Genomic DNA, 16,179 nt, shown 5'->3' on the forward strand with positions numbered 1-16,179 from the left:
AGGTTGATAATTTTATACAGGTTAAATTAATACGCAGAATTTTTAAATCAAAAACAGGCTCTGTTTTTCTTCTTTTCGTTCATCAATAGTTGCGCCTGTCGTTCTTTATAATATCATCAAGATTGTGAACGGGACGCTCAATGTGAAAGGGGATCGGCATTTGGCTAAACTGCTGAAAATATAGTAAACATGCATCTTTCCACAAGATTGCATTGCGACATTGCATACGCAGATTTTGTTGCACCGCTATGAAGCGAACGCTGTCAACATAAGGTTGCGCCTTGTCCCATGTCTTTTGAAATGAACGAACCTGTTGCACTCCACTGTCGTATCGATAACACAATTCATCCCACAGTGTACGACCATTTTTCATGGAATAGTTCCATGGTAAATGATGGAACCATAGTAAGAATTTTTCAGGACAGTTTTTGGGATTATTCAACTGTGAAGCAAGTGGTTCGTGGTATTGGCCAACTGCATCGCTGCCTGTTGTTGTGCGATTAAACCCTATGCCATCTTTTGAAGCCTGGTGATAATACGGTGGTGTCCAGTCCGGTCTCCAATCTTTGGGCGCCCACCACGGCTGCGGGCCGTAATGTTCGTTGGCCGCCATGATGTGATGCAAACCAAGCGGGGTCATATAATTCACGGCAGCCTCTCTGCTGTCGAGCATCATTTGCCGGACAGGCAAAAGGAAATTGTTGGCCCATTCTGTTGCATAATTTGTTGCAGATGTTTCATTAGAAGCTGCATTGTAAAATGTTAGCTTCAGCCACTCGTCTGCGATCTGTTGGCTTTTCAAATTTACGTTCCATGCGAGGCGTCCGAATGCGTACCAGTTTGCCTGCGCAAAATCATTTCCGCACCAGTTTGAGTCCAGACCAATATTGGCAACGCCTGCAATTGCTGTATGTTTTTGTTTGAAAATACTACCGTCTGTACAACGTGCGACAGTACTGCCCTCGCCTTCCTGGTAAGTGTCGCTTTGCAAACATTCTTCCCACATCGGTGATAAGAATACGAGATGAATAGCATGTCCAAGATATTCCTGCGTTATCTGGAACTCAGGCATCACAGAAGTGTTCTTCATGGCACCAAACAATGCACTGAATGGCTCCCTTGGTTGAAAATCGATCGGACCATTTTTTACTTGTATGATCACATTGTCTCTAAACTTTCCATCGAGTGGTATAAACTCGTTGTAGGCCTGCTTTGCACGGTCTTTATCATTTGGGCTGTACACAAATGCACGCCACATTACAATGCCACCAAATGGTTTCAACGCATCAGCCAGCATGTTTGCGCCGTCAGCATGCGTACGGCCAAAGTCTTGCGGGCCCGGCTGTCCTTCGCTGCTGGCTTTTACCAGTAATCCGCCGAAGTCAGGAATGATGCTGTATATTTCTTTTACTTTGGCCTTCCACCATTCAATCACTTCTGTGTTTAAAGGATCGGATGTTTTTAATTTGGCCAACAAAGCAGGGGACGAAAATTTTACAGAGAGATAAACTTTAATACCGTAAGGGCGCAAAACTTCTGCGATGGCTTTTACACGATTAAGATAGTCTGCAGTTAGTATCAATGGTGATGCGTTTACATTGTTCAGCACAGTGCCATTAATACCAATGCTTGCATTTGCACGGGCGTATTCCTGCCAAAGTTTTTTGTCTTGTTCCGTTACAACCAGCGCATCATTATTTCGCCAGAAAATAGAATTGCCCGCATATCCGCGCTCCACTGAGCCATCGGGATTGTCCCAATGATTTAGTATGCGCATTTCATAAGAAGGGTTATTCACTTCGCCGGTAATCGCTTCCTGTGTTTGTTGTCTTCGCAGCAATTCATACACGCCATATAAAATGCCATTGTCCGAATTAGCCTCGATGGTGTTCTCAGTTAGTTTAAATCCGTCGAACCCGATCGTTTTATTTTTTGGAATCGTCAACGTAACTGTTGCGTCTGCTTTACCTTGCCAGCCTTCTTTCAATTCCTGAATGGCTATAGATAATGTGGGGGATTTTTTAGCGCAAATAATCGTCACTGATTTTGGTGTCTTATGTTGCAGCCAAAGTGAATGTCCGTCCTGTGCACGAAGTGTCAATGTGGCAAGAAGAAGAATGCAGGAAAATAGAAATTTCATATGTTGCAATTTAATAGTTGTTGGTCGATAGTTGTTAGTTGTTTGACTTGAAATTCAAATATTCTTTACTAGTGACGGGCCAGCACTTTGATTGGTTTTTTACATTTATCACCTAACAATTAACAACAATTAACTAACAACTTTCAGTTAATTCCCCGGTTAAGCGTTAATTAACTGCCCTGTTAAGAAGCAAACGCTATTTTCGCGGCATTCACTTTTAAATGCTGATATGAAAAAACTGCAGGTCCTTTTAATGCTCGTTACGATTGTAAACTTTTCTTTTGCAAACACTGCTCCTAGAAAACAACTTCCTGATGATGTATTGAAAAAACTGAATGGGTACAATGAGACATGGAACACGCTTAGTACGATGGGTTCAATGGAGTCGATGCCTCTCGGTAACGGGGATATTACTGCGAATGTGTGGGTGGAAAAAGGCGGCGACCTGATGTTGTATATCGGAAAATCTGACACATGGAGTGAAGCAACACGTTTGCTGAAAGTGGGAAGGATAAGAGTGAAAATGTCGCCGAATCCATTTACCACGGACACAAATTTTGAACAGACACTAAATCTATACAAGGGTGAAATCGAAATTTCTGCAGGTAAAAAAGGAAACAGGTTGAAGTTGAAAATATGGATTGATGCCAATCAGCCGGTGGTTCGCATAGAAACATCTTCCGATAAACATATTTCGATAAGCTGTACAACAGAGCTGATGCGTCCACAGCCTTTTACATTAACTTCTCCGGATGATCCGATTGCTTCGAGCTTCAGAGGATTGCTGGGTAGTCCGGTTAAACCTTCAGAAAGTGCTGATGTGCTGGTTAAAAAATCTGACAGGATCCAATGGTACCATCGCAATGAAACGTCTTTTTTCGAAACGATTCTGGCGAAGCAAAATGTCTCTTCCCTTATCAGCAAATATGCCGATCCTTACATGCATCGCACATTCGGTGGAGTTATAAAAGGAAGCAACATGCAGCCGCAAGACGACAGCACGCTGGCGTCTGTTAAGCAAGGAAAAAATTTTACGATTGCGGTTTATCCTTATACAGCGCAAACGCAAACAATCGATGAATGGAGCATGCAACTTGAGCAACTCATTTCGAATATCGACAAAGAAAGTCTTCCATCAGCGCACAGCAATCACTATGCGTGGTGGGATGCATTCTGGAACAGAAGCTGGATATTTCTTAGCGGAGATGAAGATGCTACGAAAGTTACGAGAGCTTATTTGCTGCAACGTTTTATGATTGCCTGTCAGAGTCGTGGCGCTTATCCTGCGAAATTCAACGGTGGCAATTTTACATTTGACTATAAAGGAAAAAATGGTGATTACCGCAATTGGGGGCCGGGTTACTGGTACCAAAACACGCGTCTGTTCTATTGGCCGCTCACCGCATCCGGAGATTTTGATTTGAAGAAACCGTGGTTTGATATGTACATGAAAATGTTGCCGCTGCAGACCGATATCACGAATGCTTACTACGGACATGGCGGTGCTTTTTTCCCCGAGACCTATAATTTTTTCGGCATGTATATCCAGGATGACTGGGGATGGGACAATCCCGGCAAAGCGTCGGACACTAGATGGATACGTTACCATTACTCCGGTGCATTGGAAATGCTCTCTGAAATGCTGGACTATTACGATTACACAAAGGATGCCGCATTTGCTCAACAATACATCGTGCCATTTGCCACGCAGGCAATCCGTTTCTTTGACCAGCACTGGCCGCGCATTAATCAAAGCTTACGCTTTATTCCCGCAAATGCAACCGAACAATTTTGGGATTGTTTGAATCCGGTTGATTATATCGCCGGATTGAAATATACAATTACAAAGCTCGATTCTTTGCCAGCAAACTTTGTTTCACCAGCATTAAAAAAAGAATGGAACAACTGTCTCGCTTCTCTACCTCCGATACCAATGACGCATGACAAAAAGAAAATTTTACCTGCTGAAGAATACGGCAAAGGACACAACTTCGAGAACCCTGAATGCTATGTAATTTTTCCTTTTAAATTATATGGACTTGGACGTCCTGATCTTGATGTGGCTTTGAACACATTCAACGAACGTATTTTCAAACAATCCAACTGCTGGACACAGGATGTAATACAGGCACCACTTTTGGGACTTGCTGATGAAACGAAAGAATATTTGTTGAAGAATGTAAACTCGCTTGAAAAAGATGTGCGCTTCCCTGCGTTCTGGAAACCAGGCAGTGACTACGTTCCTGATTTCGATAATGGCGGCGCTCTGGCTATGGGCTTACAAAACATGTTGTTGCAAAATGTAAATCAGCAGATACTTGTATTACCCGCTCTTCCAAAGTCATGGAATGTCGATTGTAAACTCCATGCGTTTGACAATACAACCGTTCGAATAGTAAGCAAAGAAGAAACTATTTCAACGCTTGACGTATTGCCCGCGGCGAGGAAGAAAGATATTCTCTTGAAAACAAAATAAAGAGGAACGCAGATTTTCATAATTATTATGATTCAGAAAATATCATGACAAATCATGACAATCATGAAAATCTGCGTTCCCTCTTTTTAAATTAAAAAGAGATATCCCACTGCAGCCTAAACCTCCACTCATCCGCAGGAATGTTTCCCGTTTTATCGTAGTTGAAATAACTTGTCTCTGCTGTTAACTTGTTTTTGTGTCCGTTAAAGAACCAGTTGAACGCGAGTGAATTTTCTCTTTTCTTTGTCTGGTCCTCTTCGCTATTAGGAAAGTAGCCGGCATTGCGATACGCGGCTTCAAGCGGCTTGGGCCACCAGTCAAAAACTTCATGAAAAAAATAACCGGCTTGCACATAATAACCCCGCAGGTTGTCGGTGTGGTCGTTGTTAAATTTATCAATGATCTGTTTCCAATGTATCTCGTTTTGCCAGCTAAAACCTTTGTACATAAAAGCCGTTTCAATATTTGCCTGGTTCACTCTGTACTGTCCGGGCTGTCCGTTTTCATATCCTTCAAGTGATCCGCCTCCTGCTTGTGAAAAACGTGTGTAAGGGCTTTGATTGGTAACTCCATTAATGGCAAGCACTCCTGCGGGCTTTTCATGAATCTCAAGATCACTTCCTTCAAAATCGAGAGAGCGACCCATGAAGTTCCACTGCAGTCTCCCAAAGTACATCAGGTGGCTGTCATCATTTGCGGTATTGCCGCGACCAGTACCGGTAAAAACGCCGAACCAGTAATTAAAATCGGTCAGGCCCTTACCTTTCAAGTGTCCATAAACTTCAGCGCCTTGTTGTCTGTCAAGTGTAAAAGCGCGATTGATCACGGAACGGTCCACCATTTGTTGTTCTCCGCTGCTTATTCTTCTTTCGCGGCTGTACTCTACTTTAAATTGTCCTATTTGAAATTTTAGCCATTCCCACTTTTCGATGGCAATTGTAAAGTTCAACAGGTTTGACTGGCTCAACTCATACTCCCAGTAATATTTTATCCACGGCTGAAATGCGTGACCTCCTACCTTCAGGCGGGCCCGGTTGATTTTAAGTGACGGTTTTTTTTCACCACTAAAGTCGTCAAAAGTTACCGGGTCCTGATCTTCAGGAGTTGCAAAGCGAAACTGCAAACGGCCTTGTATCTGCAATTGAAACTTGTCATCTTTTGTGTTGAATTCGAAGCCCTTTTCGCCATACTTTATTGATACTGCTTTGCTTGTATCGTTCAGGATTTTTTGAGCGACCGAGCAATTGCAGAGTAAAAGAAATGTAAAAAAATACAGGATTTTATTCATTGCTTGCAATACGTCTGGCACCAGCAAATTGTTGCGTATTTTGAAAAATTGAAAAAATGATAATTTTTGAGAAATGAAGAAGAAACACTGATTGTTATGACTGTGAAGATTTGTTATGATCTTTTACAAGGGTGATGCAAGACAATGCCGGATAAAACGTACTAGGATTTACAACACAAATAATGAGTTATCATCACAATCTGTGTTCCCCTGGTTTTCAAATTTTCAAATTAACAGAACACTTTCCCTGCCTCAACTGTTATTAGCCGGACGCACCCGTAATTGTCAAATTGTCAATCTTCAAATTTTCAAATTGATATAGTTTTTGGCTATCTGAATATAGAATCAATCGATTTTGACTATATGCTCAAAACCATACTTTTACAACCTGTACAATGTGTGACACTCAATCAAAAGTCATTTAATACCATAAAATTCTACTAATGGAAAAAGAAACAAACGACATCAGTAAATGCCCATTTCACAATGGCAGTTTGAAAAACAGTACTGGCGGTGGTGGTACACGCAATCGTGATTGGTGGCCGAATCAACTAAGATTAAATATACTGCGCCAACATTCGTCGTTATCAAATCCAATGGCTAACGATTTCAACTATGCCGAAGAATTTAAGACGCTTGATCTTGAAGCATTGAAAAAAGATTTACATGCGCTTATGACCGACTCCCAGGATTGGTGGCCGGCAGATTTTGGTCACTATGGAGGTTTGTTCATACGCATGGCATGGCACAGTGCCGGAACCTATCGTGTACAAGATGGTCGTGGAGGCGCTGGTGCTGGTCAGCAACGTTTTGCTCCACTTAACAGCTGGCCCGACAATGTGAGTCTCGATAAAGCTCGCCGGCTACTTTGGCCAATAAAACAAAAATATGGTCGCAAAATTTCCTGGGCTGATCTGATGATCCTCGCTGGTAATATTGCATTGGAATCAATGGGTTTTAAAACTTTCGGATTTGCCGGTGGTCGCGAAGATGCATGGGAAGCGGATGAGTCTGTGTATTGGGGGGCAGAAACAACATGGCTCGGCGGAGATATTCGCTATGCGCATGGCTCGCAGGGTGTAGTAGAGGCGCATGGCGTTACGGTTTCTGATGATAACGCAGATGGCGATATTCATTCACGCGATTTGGAGAATCCGCTCGCTGCAGTGCAAATGGGTTTAATCTATGTAAATCCTGAGGGACCTGATGGCAACCCCGATCCTATTGCTGCGGCTAAAGATATACGCGATACATTTGGCCGCATGGCCATGAATGATGAAGAAACAGTAGCGCTGATAGCGGGTGGTCACAGCTTTGGAAAAACACATGGCGCGGCTCCTGCAACAAACGTGGGCAAAGAACCTGAAGCAGTTGATGTCCACATGCAGGGATTTGGCTGGAGCAATAGTTATGGTTCCGGTAAAGGTGCTGATACTATTACAAGCGGTCTTGAAGTAATATGGACGAAGACGCCAACGCAATGGAGCAATAACTTTTTCGAGAACTTATTTGGCTTTGAGTGGGAACTTACAAAGAGTCCGGGAGGTGCGCACCAATGGGTAGCAAAAAATGCAGACGCGTTTATTCCCGATGCTTACGATAATTCAAAAAAGCATCTGCCAAGAATGCTTACAACTGATCTGTCGTTAAGATTTGATCCGGTGTATGAAAAAATATCAAGACACTTTTTGGAAAACCCCGATGCATTCGCAGATGCTTTTGCCCGCGCATGGTTCAAGCTGACGCATCGTGATATGGGACCACGTGCACGTTACCTGGGCGCCGATGTTCCTGCGGAAGAATTGTTGTGGCAAGATCCGATTCCCGCAGTCGATCACGCATTGGTAAATGAAAATGATATTGCTGATCTGAAAGGAAAAATTCTTGCATCTGGGTTAACCGTATCGGAATTGGTTTCTACCGCGTGGGCTTCTGCGTCAACTTTCCGGGGTTCTGATAAACGTGGCGGTGCAAACGGCGCACGTGTCCGTTTGGCTCCGCAGAAATATTGGAAAGCGAACAATCCTGTACAGTTACAAAAAGTGTTGGATGTATTGGAAAAAATTCAGTCAGACTTTAACAGTGCTCAATCTGGTGGTAAGAAAGTTTCTATTGCTGATGTGATTGTGATTGGTGGCAATGCAGCTATTGAAAAGGCAGCTAAAGATGCGGGACAAAATGTTACCGTGCCTTTTACTGCAGGTCGTATGGATGCATCGCAGGACAAAACAGATGTTGAATCAGTTGGTTTCCTTGAACCAATCGCGGATGGATTTCGCAATTATCGCAAGGCAAAAATTCCTGCAACTACTGAAGCTTTGCTGATTGATAAAGCAAATTTATTAACGCTTACAGCTCCGGAGTTAACAGCCTTGTTAGGTGGTATGCGAGTGCTTGATACAAATTTTGATGGCTCAAAAGATGGTGTTTTTACAAAGCGTCCCGGTCAGCTTACTAACGATTTCTTTGCAAATCTGCTGGACATGAACACTGCATGGAAAGCGGTTTCTGCAGATAAAGAATTGTTTGAAGGCAGCGATCGTGTAACGGGTGAAGTGAAATGGACAGCAACACGTGCAGATCTTGTATTCGGCTCGCATGCTGAATTGAGAGCAATTGCAGAAGTGTACGGAAGCGTTGATGGAAACGAAAAATTTGTAAATGATTTTGTAGCAGCGTGGACGAAAGTGATGAATGCGGATAGGTTTTAGGAATTGATAAAAACGGAACGCAGATTTTCATGATTGTCATGATTTTTTATGATTTAGTGCTCTCCGAAGCTTCCAGCTTCGGATGGTTACTCTATCGCCTCCGGCGATGAAGTTGTTGCCAGAGGCAACAAAATAGTACTCCGAAGCTGGAAGCTTCGGAGAGCATCGATTATTTCCAAATCTCAAATCAAAAAATCCTTCAAATCATCATAATCATAAAAATCTGCGTTCCTTCTCTCAAAAAAAATGGCCCCAAAATGGGGCCGAACTGAAACTCAAACAAACAACCTGACTTTTTGCTTGTCTGGTGCTTTTTCTATGTTATGGATCGCCTGGATGGTTTTAAAAACAGAGTCCGGTGTTACGGAAATACTGTCGATGCCTTCTTCCACGAGGAACTGGGCAAAATCAGGGAAATCGGAAGGACCTTGTCCGCAAATGCCCACTTTTACGCCACATTCCTTTGCCGTGCGAATGAGCATGCGCAACAACTCTTTTACCGCAGGATTGCGTTCGTTGTAAAGATGCGCTACCAGCGAAGAGTCGCGATCAAGCCCGAGTGTAAGCTGCGTTAGGTCATTTGAACCAATGGAGAAACCATCGATGTGTTTTGCAAACTCGCGTGCGAGAATGATGTTGCTTGGAATCTCTGCCATGAGGTAAAGTTGCAAACCATGTTTGCCTCTTTCAAGACCATATTCTTTCATTACTTCCTGCACTTTCATTAACTCCTCAACGGTGCGGCAGAACGGAATCATCACGATTACATTATCCAATCCCATTACTTCGCGAACGTAGCGAATGGCTTCGCATTCGAGTCCGAACGCAGGTTTGTAGTCCTTCGAATAATAACGTGACGCTCCTCTCCAACCGATCATCGGATTTTCTTCGGATGGTTCATAATAGTGTCCGCCGAGTAGGTTATAATATTCGTTGCTCTTGAAATCGGAGAAACGAACGATCACTTTTTCGGGATAAAATGCAGAAGCAATTTTCGCGATACCGAAAGATAATTTCTGAATGAAATATTCTTTTTCACTTGCAAAGCCACGGGTTAGCTTACGAATGGAATTACTCAGATTTACATCATTCAAGGTTTGATGATTGAGCAATGCCAAAGGATGCGCCTGTATAAAATTATTGATGATAAATTCTTCGCGGGCCAGACCCACACCGCGATGCGGTAGGTGCGCATATTTAAATGCCATTGAAGGAGAACCGATGTTCAGCATCAAAGGTGTTTCAATTGACGGAAGATCGTTGATATCTGAAACTGTTGTAGTAACAGGCACTTCGCCATCGTACACAAAACCTTCATCGCCTTCGGCACAGCTTGCGGTAACGAGTTGTTGTGCTTGCAGCAAATCAGTTGCGTTGCCACAACCCACGATTGCCGGCACGCCCATTTCACGAGCCACAATAGCCGCGTGGCATGTACGACCACCTTTGTTAGTAATAATGGCCGCCGCTTTTTTCATGATCGGCTCCCAGTCAGGATCTGTCATATCGGTCACCAGCACATCGCCCGCCTGGAATTCATGTCCTTCTACTCTTTTGTCTAGCGAGTACATAATGTTCACTCGTCCGGAAGCAATGCCGTCTCCAACTGCAATGCCTTTGCAAAGCAATTTTGCGGATGAAGTATCTGCTTCGTACCTGGTGAATTTTCCTGCGGCTTTGCGTGAATGGATCGTTTCTGGTCTTGCCTGTACAATATATAATTTGCCTGAAAGGCCGTCCACTGCCCACTCCACATCCATCGGGCTCCAGTGGCCCTTTAGTTTTGTATAGTAGTCTTCGATCAACATTACCCAGTCTGCCAGTTGAAGTACTTGTTCATCTTTTAAGCAGAAGGTTTGCTGTTGCGTTTTATCTGTCGGGATCATGCGTGTGCGTGAATCGGTGTCATCACCATAGATCATGAGTTGATCTTTCACGCCCAGTTTTTTATCTATGATAGACGCTTTGCCTGCGCGACGTGTTGGTTTAAAAACAAGGAACTCGTCCGGTGAAATGGCACCTTGTACAATTGGCTCGCCAAGACCAAACGCGCCGTTGATCAATACCACATCTTTGAAGCCTGACTCCGTATCAATGGAAAATGCAACACCTGATGAAGCCAGATCTGAACGCACCATTTTTTGTACGCACACAGAAAGGCCCACTTCTAAAATGTCGAAATTGAACTGATGACGATAGCTGATCGCACGGTCAGTAAAGAGCGATGCGAAACAATTACGCACGGCGTCGATCAATGCGGCAGGGCCACGGACGTTAAGGAAACTTTCCTGCTGACCGGCAAAAGATGCATCCGGCAAATCCTCTGCAGTGGCGGAAGAACGAACGGCCACGTCTGTACCTAACTGGTCATAACGATGCGACAATTCTTCATACGCTGCAATAATGCGATGGCTCAGTTCATGCGGAAACTTCGCGTTGCTGATCGCATGCCTGATGCGTGAACCGCTGCGTCTCAATGATTCTACGCTGTCGAAATTAATTCGTGCAATTTCCTCTTTGATCATAACTCCCAATCCGCTTTGTGCAAGGAACTGGTAATAGGCGTCCGTCGTGATCACAAAACCTCCGGGAATTTCAACGCCGAGACCGGAAAGATTTTTAATCATTTCGCCGAGAGAGGCACATTTGCCACCGGCGATAGCGATATCCTGCACGCCAACCTGTTCAAGCGGCAGGATGATGCGTTGATCCATCATAAGCAAGCAATTTATAGGTGAAAGAAAAGCTACGCGAATACGGCTGGGTGTAGGAGCTCTGAACGTTCACCGGTTGAGGGATAACGCGCCGCAAGGTGCTGAAGCATTTCCCTTGTCATGGCTGAAATTCCATAACGGGCCTCCCATCCCCAATCCCTGAAAGCGGCAGTATCATCGATGGAATCCGGCCACGAATCTGCAATGGATTGGCGGCTGTCCGGACGATAATTCATGACGAAATCAGGCAGGTAGGTACGGATAGCTTCTGCAAGTTCAGCCGGGGTAAAGCTGACGCCTGCGATATTGTATGAATGACGGTTCTTAATTAAATAGGCAGGTGCTTCCATGAGTTCTAGTGTTGCACGAACGGCATCCGGCATATACATCATAGGCAATGCCGTTTGATGATGGAGAAAACAGGTGTACTCATTTTTAGCGAGTGCCTGGTGGAAAATATCAACAGCATAATCGGTTGTTCCTCCACCTGGCATTGCAGTGTAGCTGATGAGGCCCGGATAACGAATGGAGCGAACGTCTACACCATATTTCTGGAAGTAGTAATTGCACCAGTGTTCGCCTGCAATTTTGCTGATTCCATAAACAGTTGTTGGGTCGAATGGACCATCCTGCGGACAATCTTTTTTAGGAGAACTCTTTCCAAAAACAGCGATTGAACTTGGCCAGAAAACTTTGTTGAGATGTTGATCCTTGGCCACTTCAAGTACGTTGATGAGGCTCTGCATGTTCAGATCCCAGGCTTTTGTGGGGAACTGTTCGCCCGTTGCTGAGAGCATGGCTGCCAGCAAATATATTTGAGTGATGTGATGACGTCTTACCACTGTTTCCAGTGCTTTTTTATCCAGTACATCAAAGGATACGTATGGCCCCTGAATGGAATTCAAAGGCGATGGTTCGCGAACATCTGAAGCGATTACGTTAGCTTCACCATAAAGGGCACGGAGTGCAGGCACAAGCTCGGTTCCAAGCTGACCAAAAGCACCAATTACAAGGATCTTTTCCTGTTTCATAATTTGAATCTCGTTAGAACCTCAAATTTTAGACATTTGGATGAATTAACTTTTTAAGTATGATTTGGCAGCATATAAATCTAAAAAGGTCAATTATTTTAGATAAAACCAATTTTATTTTCCATCATTTCTCATATTTGTAGAAAAAATATCTGTTATGTCATACGTACTCCAGGATGATGATATCCGGATTTTGCAGTTATTGCAACACGATGCGAGGTTGACCACCAAGGAAATAGCCGATAAAATAGGCAAGACTCCCACTCCCGTTTATGAACGCATTCGCCGCATGGAAAAAGAAGGAATTATTAAGGGCTATGTAGCACTGCTTGATCGCACAAAGGTCGACAGGGGCCTGATCGGCTTTACGCTTGTTCACCTAAAGGAGCACTCGCAAACGATGCTGAACAACTTCAAAAAAGAGTCAAGCAATTTTGCCGAAGTGATGGAGTGTTACCACATGACGGGGGAGTTTGATTTTATTTTGAAAATCGCTATCCGCGACATGCAGGAGTACAATGAATTTTTGATAAACAAACTCGCAACCCTTCCGAATGTTAGCACAGTTCAATCGGTGTTTGTTTTATCGGAAGGTAAAGTAGAGACGGCATTTCCGCTGAGGCAACCAGCGAAGACGAAAACGAAGAAATAATTGAAAATTGAAAGTTGAAAATTGAAAATGGGTTGTAGGGGCAAAGCTAAAATGGAACGCAGATTTTCATAATTGTTTATGACTTTTTATGATCTTACCTGAACGATTTAGAGATCATGATAATCATCACAATTATGAAAATCTGCGTTCCTGTATCTTGTTCATTTTCCATTTTCAATTACATAAGTGTTTCTATGTACTTGCTTTCAAGTTTCAACAAAATTTCTTAAGTTCAATTTCCAATTCCATATCACTATGAAACCACTCGAATTACCCCGCGTAACTCCGGAGCTGAACGACCAGCTTTCCTTTTTGATACGAAGGGAAATGTATGTGAAATACTTCCGCTACAGAAACCTGATCTATATGATCGCAGCACTCCTCCTGATTTTTGTTGAATTGTTATTTCTGAGAGAAACTCAAACTGTCGTCAATGCGAGAGTAGTAACAATCGGAATGCTTTCTATGCTGCTTCTTTTTTTAGTCATAATGTTTTTTGTTTTTCTTGTTAAAAAACAAAAAAGAGATCATTGGAAAACACGCACTATTCGCAAACTTTCTCAAGTAAATAGCGCCATTAAATTTTACTTCGACGAAAAAAGACTTCTATTCAAAACTGAATCCCATACATCTGAAATAAAATGGGAGTATTACAAGTATTGGGCGGAAAACAAAGACTCTTTGTTTATAATTCCGGAGAAGGATATTTATGAAGCAATCTATTATTCTAAATCGGAACTAGGAATTGATAACTATGATGATCTGAAAAGAATTGCGGGGAATAAGTTGGAGGTGCTGCCGAAGGTGAAGTTTTTTTGAGGGGGAAACGGCAATTGTTAAGGATAATATATTCAACAGAGACCAAAAATATCACCCACAGACGTTTATACTTATTCATCAGAAATAGAACTTGCTTCCCAAAAAATAAGCATCCGTCGACAAGCGCACTACAATTGGAAAATGCCGTGTTAATATTTTGACTGGTATGAACCGGCATCTAACATTGGTGATGGGTCGTTCATCAAAGCGCTTGATCGTAAGCTGGCAAATGTATTTGATGGCTACAAGCTTATTGATTATGTTGTAATGCCGTCGTCAGGTGAAGATTAAAACCAATCTTGTTTTTTTCATTTTTTTTCTACAAAGTGAGCCAACTCACAGAACTGCCCTACACGTCAACAGCGGTAGTCTAAATGTTTGGGGACTGCAAAGACCTGACAGGTTTTTTAAAACCTGTCAGGTCTTTGCAACATGCGACTATTTTTTCACACTCGACAAATCAGACCCCACAGGTTTCAACTCACTTAAAATCGGTTTATCTAAGCTTTGTAAATTTTCCTGATCAGGTTTTAAAAGTTCCAGTACTACGATTTCATTCTTCCCTTTTTTCAACCACTCAACCGGAACATACAATGTTTGTTGCGGGCCGATGGACCAGTAACGGCCGAGGTTGTGGCCGTTTATCCAAACGGAGCCTTTGCCCCAGTCGCGCATGTCTAGGTAAGTGTCGCCCGTGGTGGCAAGATCAAATGTGGCTTTCTTTACAACAGGTGATGCAGTTGCATTTTGCTTTTGCGCAAATGAGATGTTATTTACGTTTTGGAACGGCAATGAATACATTGTCCAATCTTTCAATTCTTTTCCATTTAACGAAACATGCGACGTTATGCCTTTATTGTTCTTTAATAGATTTGGCCCGAAGTTGATGCGGCCCATGTTTTCAACAAGGATGTCGATTGTTGCAGTACCCGCCGGTAACGTTACTTCAAGACTATCCCGCTTTAATCTTCTGTCAAGCACTCCTACTCTTTTGCCGTTTATGAATACAATGCCGTAGTCACGCAATTCTTTTACAGACAACATACCTTTTGTACCACCTTTTTGTTTGGTGCGATACAACACAAATCCATAAGGTTGTTTCAATGCTTCGAATGTAAGCGGTGTTGGTGATTGCTTTCCGGCAGGCAAAATGGAAAATACATCTGTTGACTGCGCAAAATGTATAGATGGTAAGATGATCGTTGGTTTTGCAGCAGGTACTTCAGGCAATGTTTTTCCTGCGGGTAAATTCTTTTGAATTGCTTGCCTGAACATCATGAATTTTCTTGTCGCGTTGCCGGCTTCATCAAGCGGTGCATCGTAGTCATAGCTGCTCGTTTGCGGCTCGTAGAAAGATGAGTCGTAGCAGTTGGCGCCGTTCATAAAGTCGCGGGAAGTGCCACCATGAAACATATACATGTTGATGGAAATGCCGCCAGCAAGCATCGTGTCGAGTTTGCCTGCATAATCCTCCGCTGCAACAGTGTGATGCGTTTGTCCCCACCAGTCGAACCATGCAGGATACCATTCAGCCACATAGAACGGACCCTTGCCATTGTTGTATTTTCTCACCAAAGCCTTTATCTGTGCAGGTTCATCAAGACCGTTGACAGCAGGCATTAAGCCGGGCAGACTTCCCTTTGCAACATCTTTTGCCGGATCGCAAGTGTACAGGTCGCAATCAAAACCCGCATCCCGGAACATTTTTTTATTGATGTCCAAATACTCTTTGTCTGCTGCATAAGAACCGTATTCGTTCTCCACCTGCACCAAAATAATATTACCGCCATGCGTTATCAAATGTGGTTGTAATTGTTTGCCAACCTGCATGATGTAGTTTCTATATGCCTGCAGGTATTGCGGGTTCTTGCTGCGAACGATTAATCCCTGTTCGTTTTGCAGCCAGTACGGATAGCCGCCAAACTCCCACTCCGCACACACATAAGGGCTTGGGCGCAATACCACCCACAATCCTTCTTCCTGCGCCATTTGTACAAACTCGCCTATGTCGTTATTGCCTTTGAAATCGTATTGACCTTTTTGTGGTTCATGCACATTCCAGAATACGTAAGTACCAATGGTGTTCAGGCCCATTGCTTTCGCCATTTTCATTCTTTGGCGCCATGCTTCACGGGGCACACGCGGGTAATGTATTTCACCCGAGATGAGTTGAAACGGTTTTCCATCGAGTAAAAATGTGGAATCTCCGATCGCGAATGTATGTGTTGATTTTTGTGCCATTACATCGCGTCCGGATGACAACAATGTCATCAGCAACAATGCTTGCAGGGTTCGTTTTCCGTAGCGAACTAATTTCATTTTTGTGGTCTATTTTGTCAGAAAATTTT

The 16,179-nt window shown here is 43.3% G+C and carries 9 protein-coding genes; 4 read left to right on the forward strand and 5 right to left on the reverse strand.

Annotated features, from left to right (window positions below):
• Window positions 1-82: 82 nt before the first annotated feature.
• Window positions 83-2,140, reverse strand: a complete 2,058-nt coding sequence (locus QJ048_RS12445; RefSeq protein WP_282334685.1) for an alpha-glucuronidase — start codon at window positions 2,138-2,140, stop codon at window positions 83-85.
• A 229-nt stretch (window positions 2,141-2,369) separates the two neighbouring features.
• On the opposite strand from QJ048_RS12445, the gene QJ048_RS12450 reads away from it, so the two are divergent.
• Window positions 2,370-4,616, forward strand: a complete 2,247-nt coding sequence (locus QJ048_RS12450) for a DUF5703 domain-containing protein (protein WP_282334686.1) — start codon at window positions 2,370-2,372, stop codon at window positions 4,614-4,616.
• Between the two features lie 91 nt (window positions 4,617-4,707).
• Here the strand turns inward: QJ048_RS12450 and QJ048_RS12455 are convergent, their stop codons facing one another.
• A complete protein-coding gene (locus QJ048_RS12455; RefSeq protein ID WP_282334687.1) occupies window positions 4,708-5,904 on the reverse strand; it encodes an OprO/OprP family phosphate-selective porin in 1,197 nt (398 codons plus the stop codon).
• A 443-nt stretch (window positions 5,905-6,347) separates the two neighbouring features.
• Between QJ048_RS12455 and katG the strand changes: the two genes are divergently transcribed.
• Window positions 6,348-8,615, forward strand: a complete 2,268-nt coding sequence (gene katG / locus QJ048_RS12460; protein WP_282334688.1) for a catalase/peroxidase HPI — start codon at window positions 6,348-6,350, stop codon at window positions 8,613-8,615.
• 275 nt (window positions 8,616-8,890) lie between these two features.
• Here the strand turns inward: katG and ppsA are convergent, their stop codons facing one another.
• Together ppsA and QJ048_RS12470 are read right to left on the reverse strand one after the other, a co-directional pair.
• Window positions 8,891-11,332, reverse strand: a complete 2,442-nt coding sequence (ppsA, locus tag QJ048_RS12465) for a phosphoenolpyruvate synthase (protein ID WP_282334689.1) — start codon at window positions 11,330-11,332, stop codon at window positions 8,891-8,893.
• Between the two features lie 29 nt (window positions 11,333-11,361).
• Window positions 11,362-12,360: an NAD-dependent epimerase/dehydratase family protein gene (locus tag QJ048_RS12470; protein ID WP_282334690.1), complete on the reverse strand. Its 999-nt coding sequence runs from the start codon at window positions 12,358-12,360 to the stop codon at window positions 11,362-11,364.
• Between the two features lie 157 nt (window positions 12,361-12,517).
• On the opposite strand from QJ048_RS12470, the gene QJ048_RS12475 reads away from it, so the two are divergent.
• Together QJ048_RS12475 and QJ048_RS12480 are read left to right on the forward strand one after the other, a co-directional pair.
• Window positions 12,518-13,012, forward strand: a complete 495-nt coding sequence (locus QJ048_RS12475) for an Lrp/AsnC family transcriptional regulator (protein ID WP_282334691.1) — start codon at window positions 12,518-12,520, stop codon at window positions 13,010-13,012.
• Window positions 13,013-13,267: 255 nt separating this feature from the next.
• The gene (locus QJ048_RS12480) at window positions 13,268-13,831 is read left to right on the forward strand and encodes a hypothetical protein (protein ID WP_282334692.1); all 564 of its coding nucleotides are present in this window, start codon (window positions 13,268-13,270) and stop codon (window positions 13,829-13,831) included.
• A gap of 438 nt (window positions 13,832-14,269) precedes the next feature.
• On the opposite strand, the gene QJ048_RS12485 is transcribed toward QJ048_RS12480, so the two are convergent.
• Window positions 14,270-16,150 (reverse strand): glycoside hydrolase family 35 protein, encoded by a 1,881-nt coding sequence (locus QJ048_RS12485; RefSeq protein ID WP_282334693.1) that lies wholly within the window; start codon window positions 16,148-16,150, stop codon window positions 14,270-14,272.
• Window positions 16,151-16,179: the final 29 nt, after the last annotated feature.

The sequence above is a fragment of the Pinibacter soli genome (assembly GCF_029961145.1).
Taxonomy (GTDB): domain Bacteria; phylum Bacteroidota; class Bacteroidia; order Chitinophagales; family Chitinophagaceae; genus Pinibacter; species Pinibacter soli.

Excerpts from the sequence above, each read along its gene's own strand:
- QJ048_RS12445 (WP_282334685.1), bottom strand. The coding sequence starts at position 2,140 with ATGAAATTTCTATTTTCCTGCATTCTTCTTCTTGCCACATTGACACTT.
- QJ048_RS12450 (WP_282334686.1), top strand. The coding sequence starts at position 2,370 with ATGAAAAAACTGCAGGTCCTTTTAATGCTCGTTACGATTGTAAACTTT.
- QJ048_RS12455 (WP_282334687.1), bottom strand. The coding sequence starts at position 5,904 with ATGAATAAAATCCTGTATTTTTTTACATTTCTTTTACTCTGCAATTGC.
- katG (WP_282334688.1), top strand. The coding sequence starts at position 6,348 with ATGGAAAAAGAAACAAACGACATCAGTAAATGCCCATTTCACAATGGC.
- ppsA (WP_282334689.1), bottom strand. The coding sequence starts at position 11,332 with ATGATGGATCAACGCATCATCCTGCCGCTTGAACAGGTTGGCGTGCAG.
- QJ048_RS12470 (WP_282334690.1), bottom strand. The coding sequence starts at position 12,360 with ATGAAACAGGAAAAGATCCTTGTAATTGGTGCTTTTGGTCAGCTTGGA.
- QJ048_RS12475 (WP_282334691.1), top strand. The coding sequence starts at position 12,518 with ATGTCATACGTACTCCAGGATGATGATATCCGGATTTTGCAGTTATTG.
- QJ048_RS12480 (WP_282334692.1), top strand. The coding sequence starts at position 13,268 with ATGAAACCACTCGAATTACCCCGCGTAACTCCGGAGCTGAACGACCAG.
- QJ048_RS12485 (WP_282334693.1), bottom strand. The coding sequence starts at position 16,150 with ATGAAATTAGTTCGCTACGGAAAACGAACCCTGCAAGCATTGTTGCTG.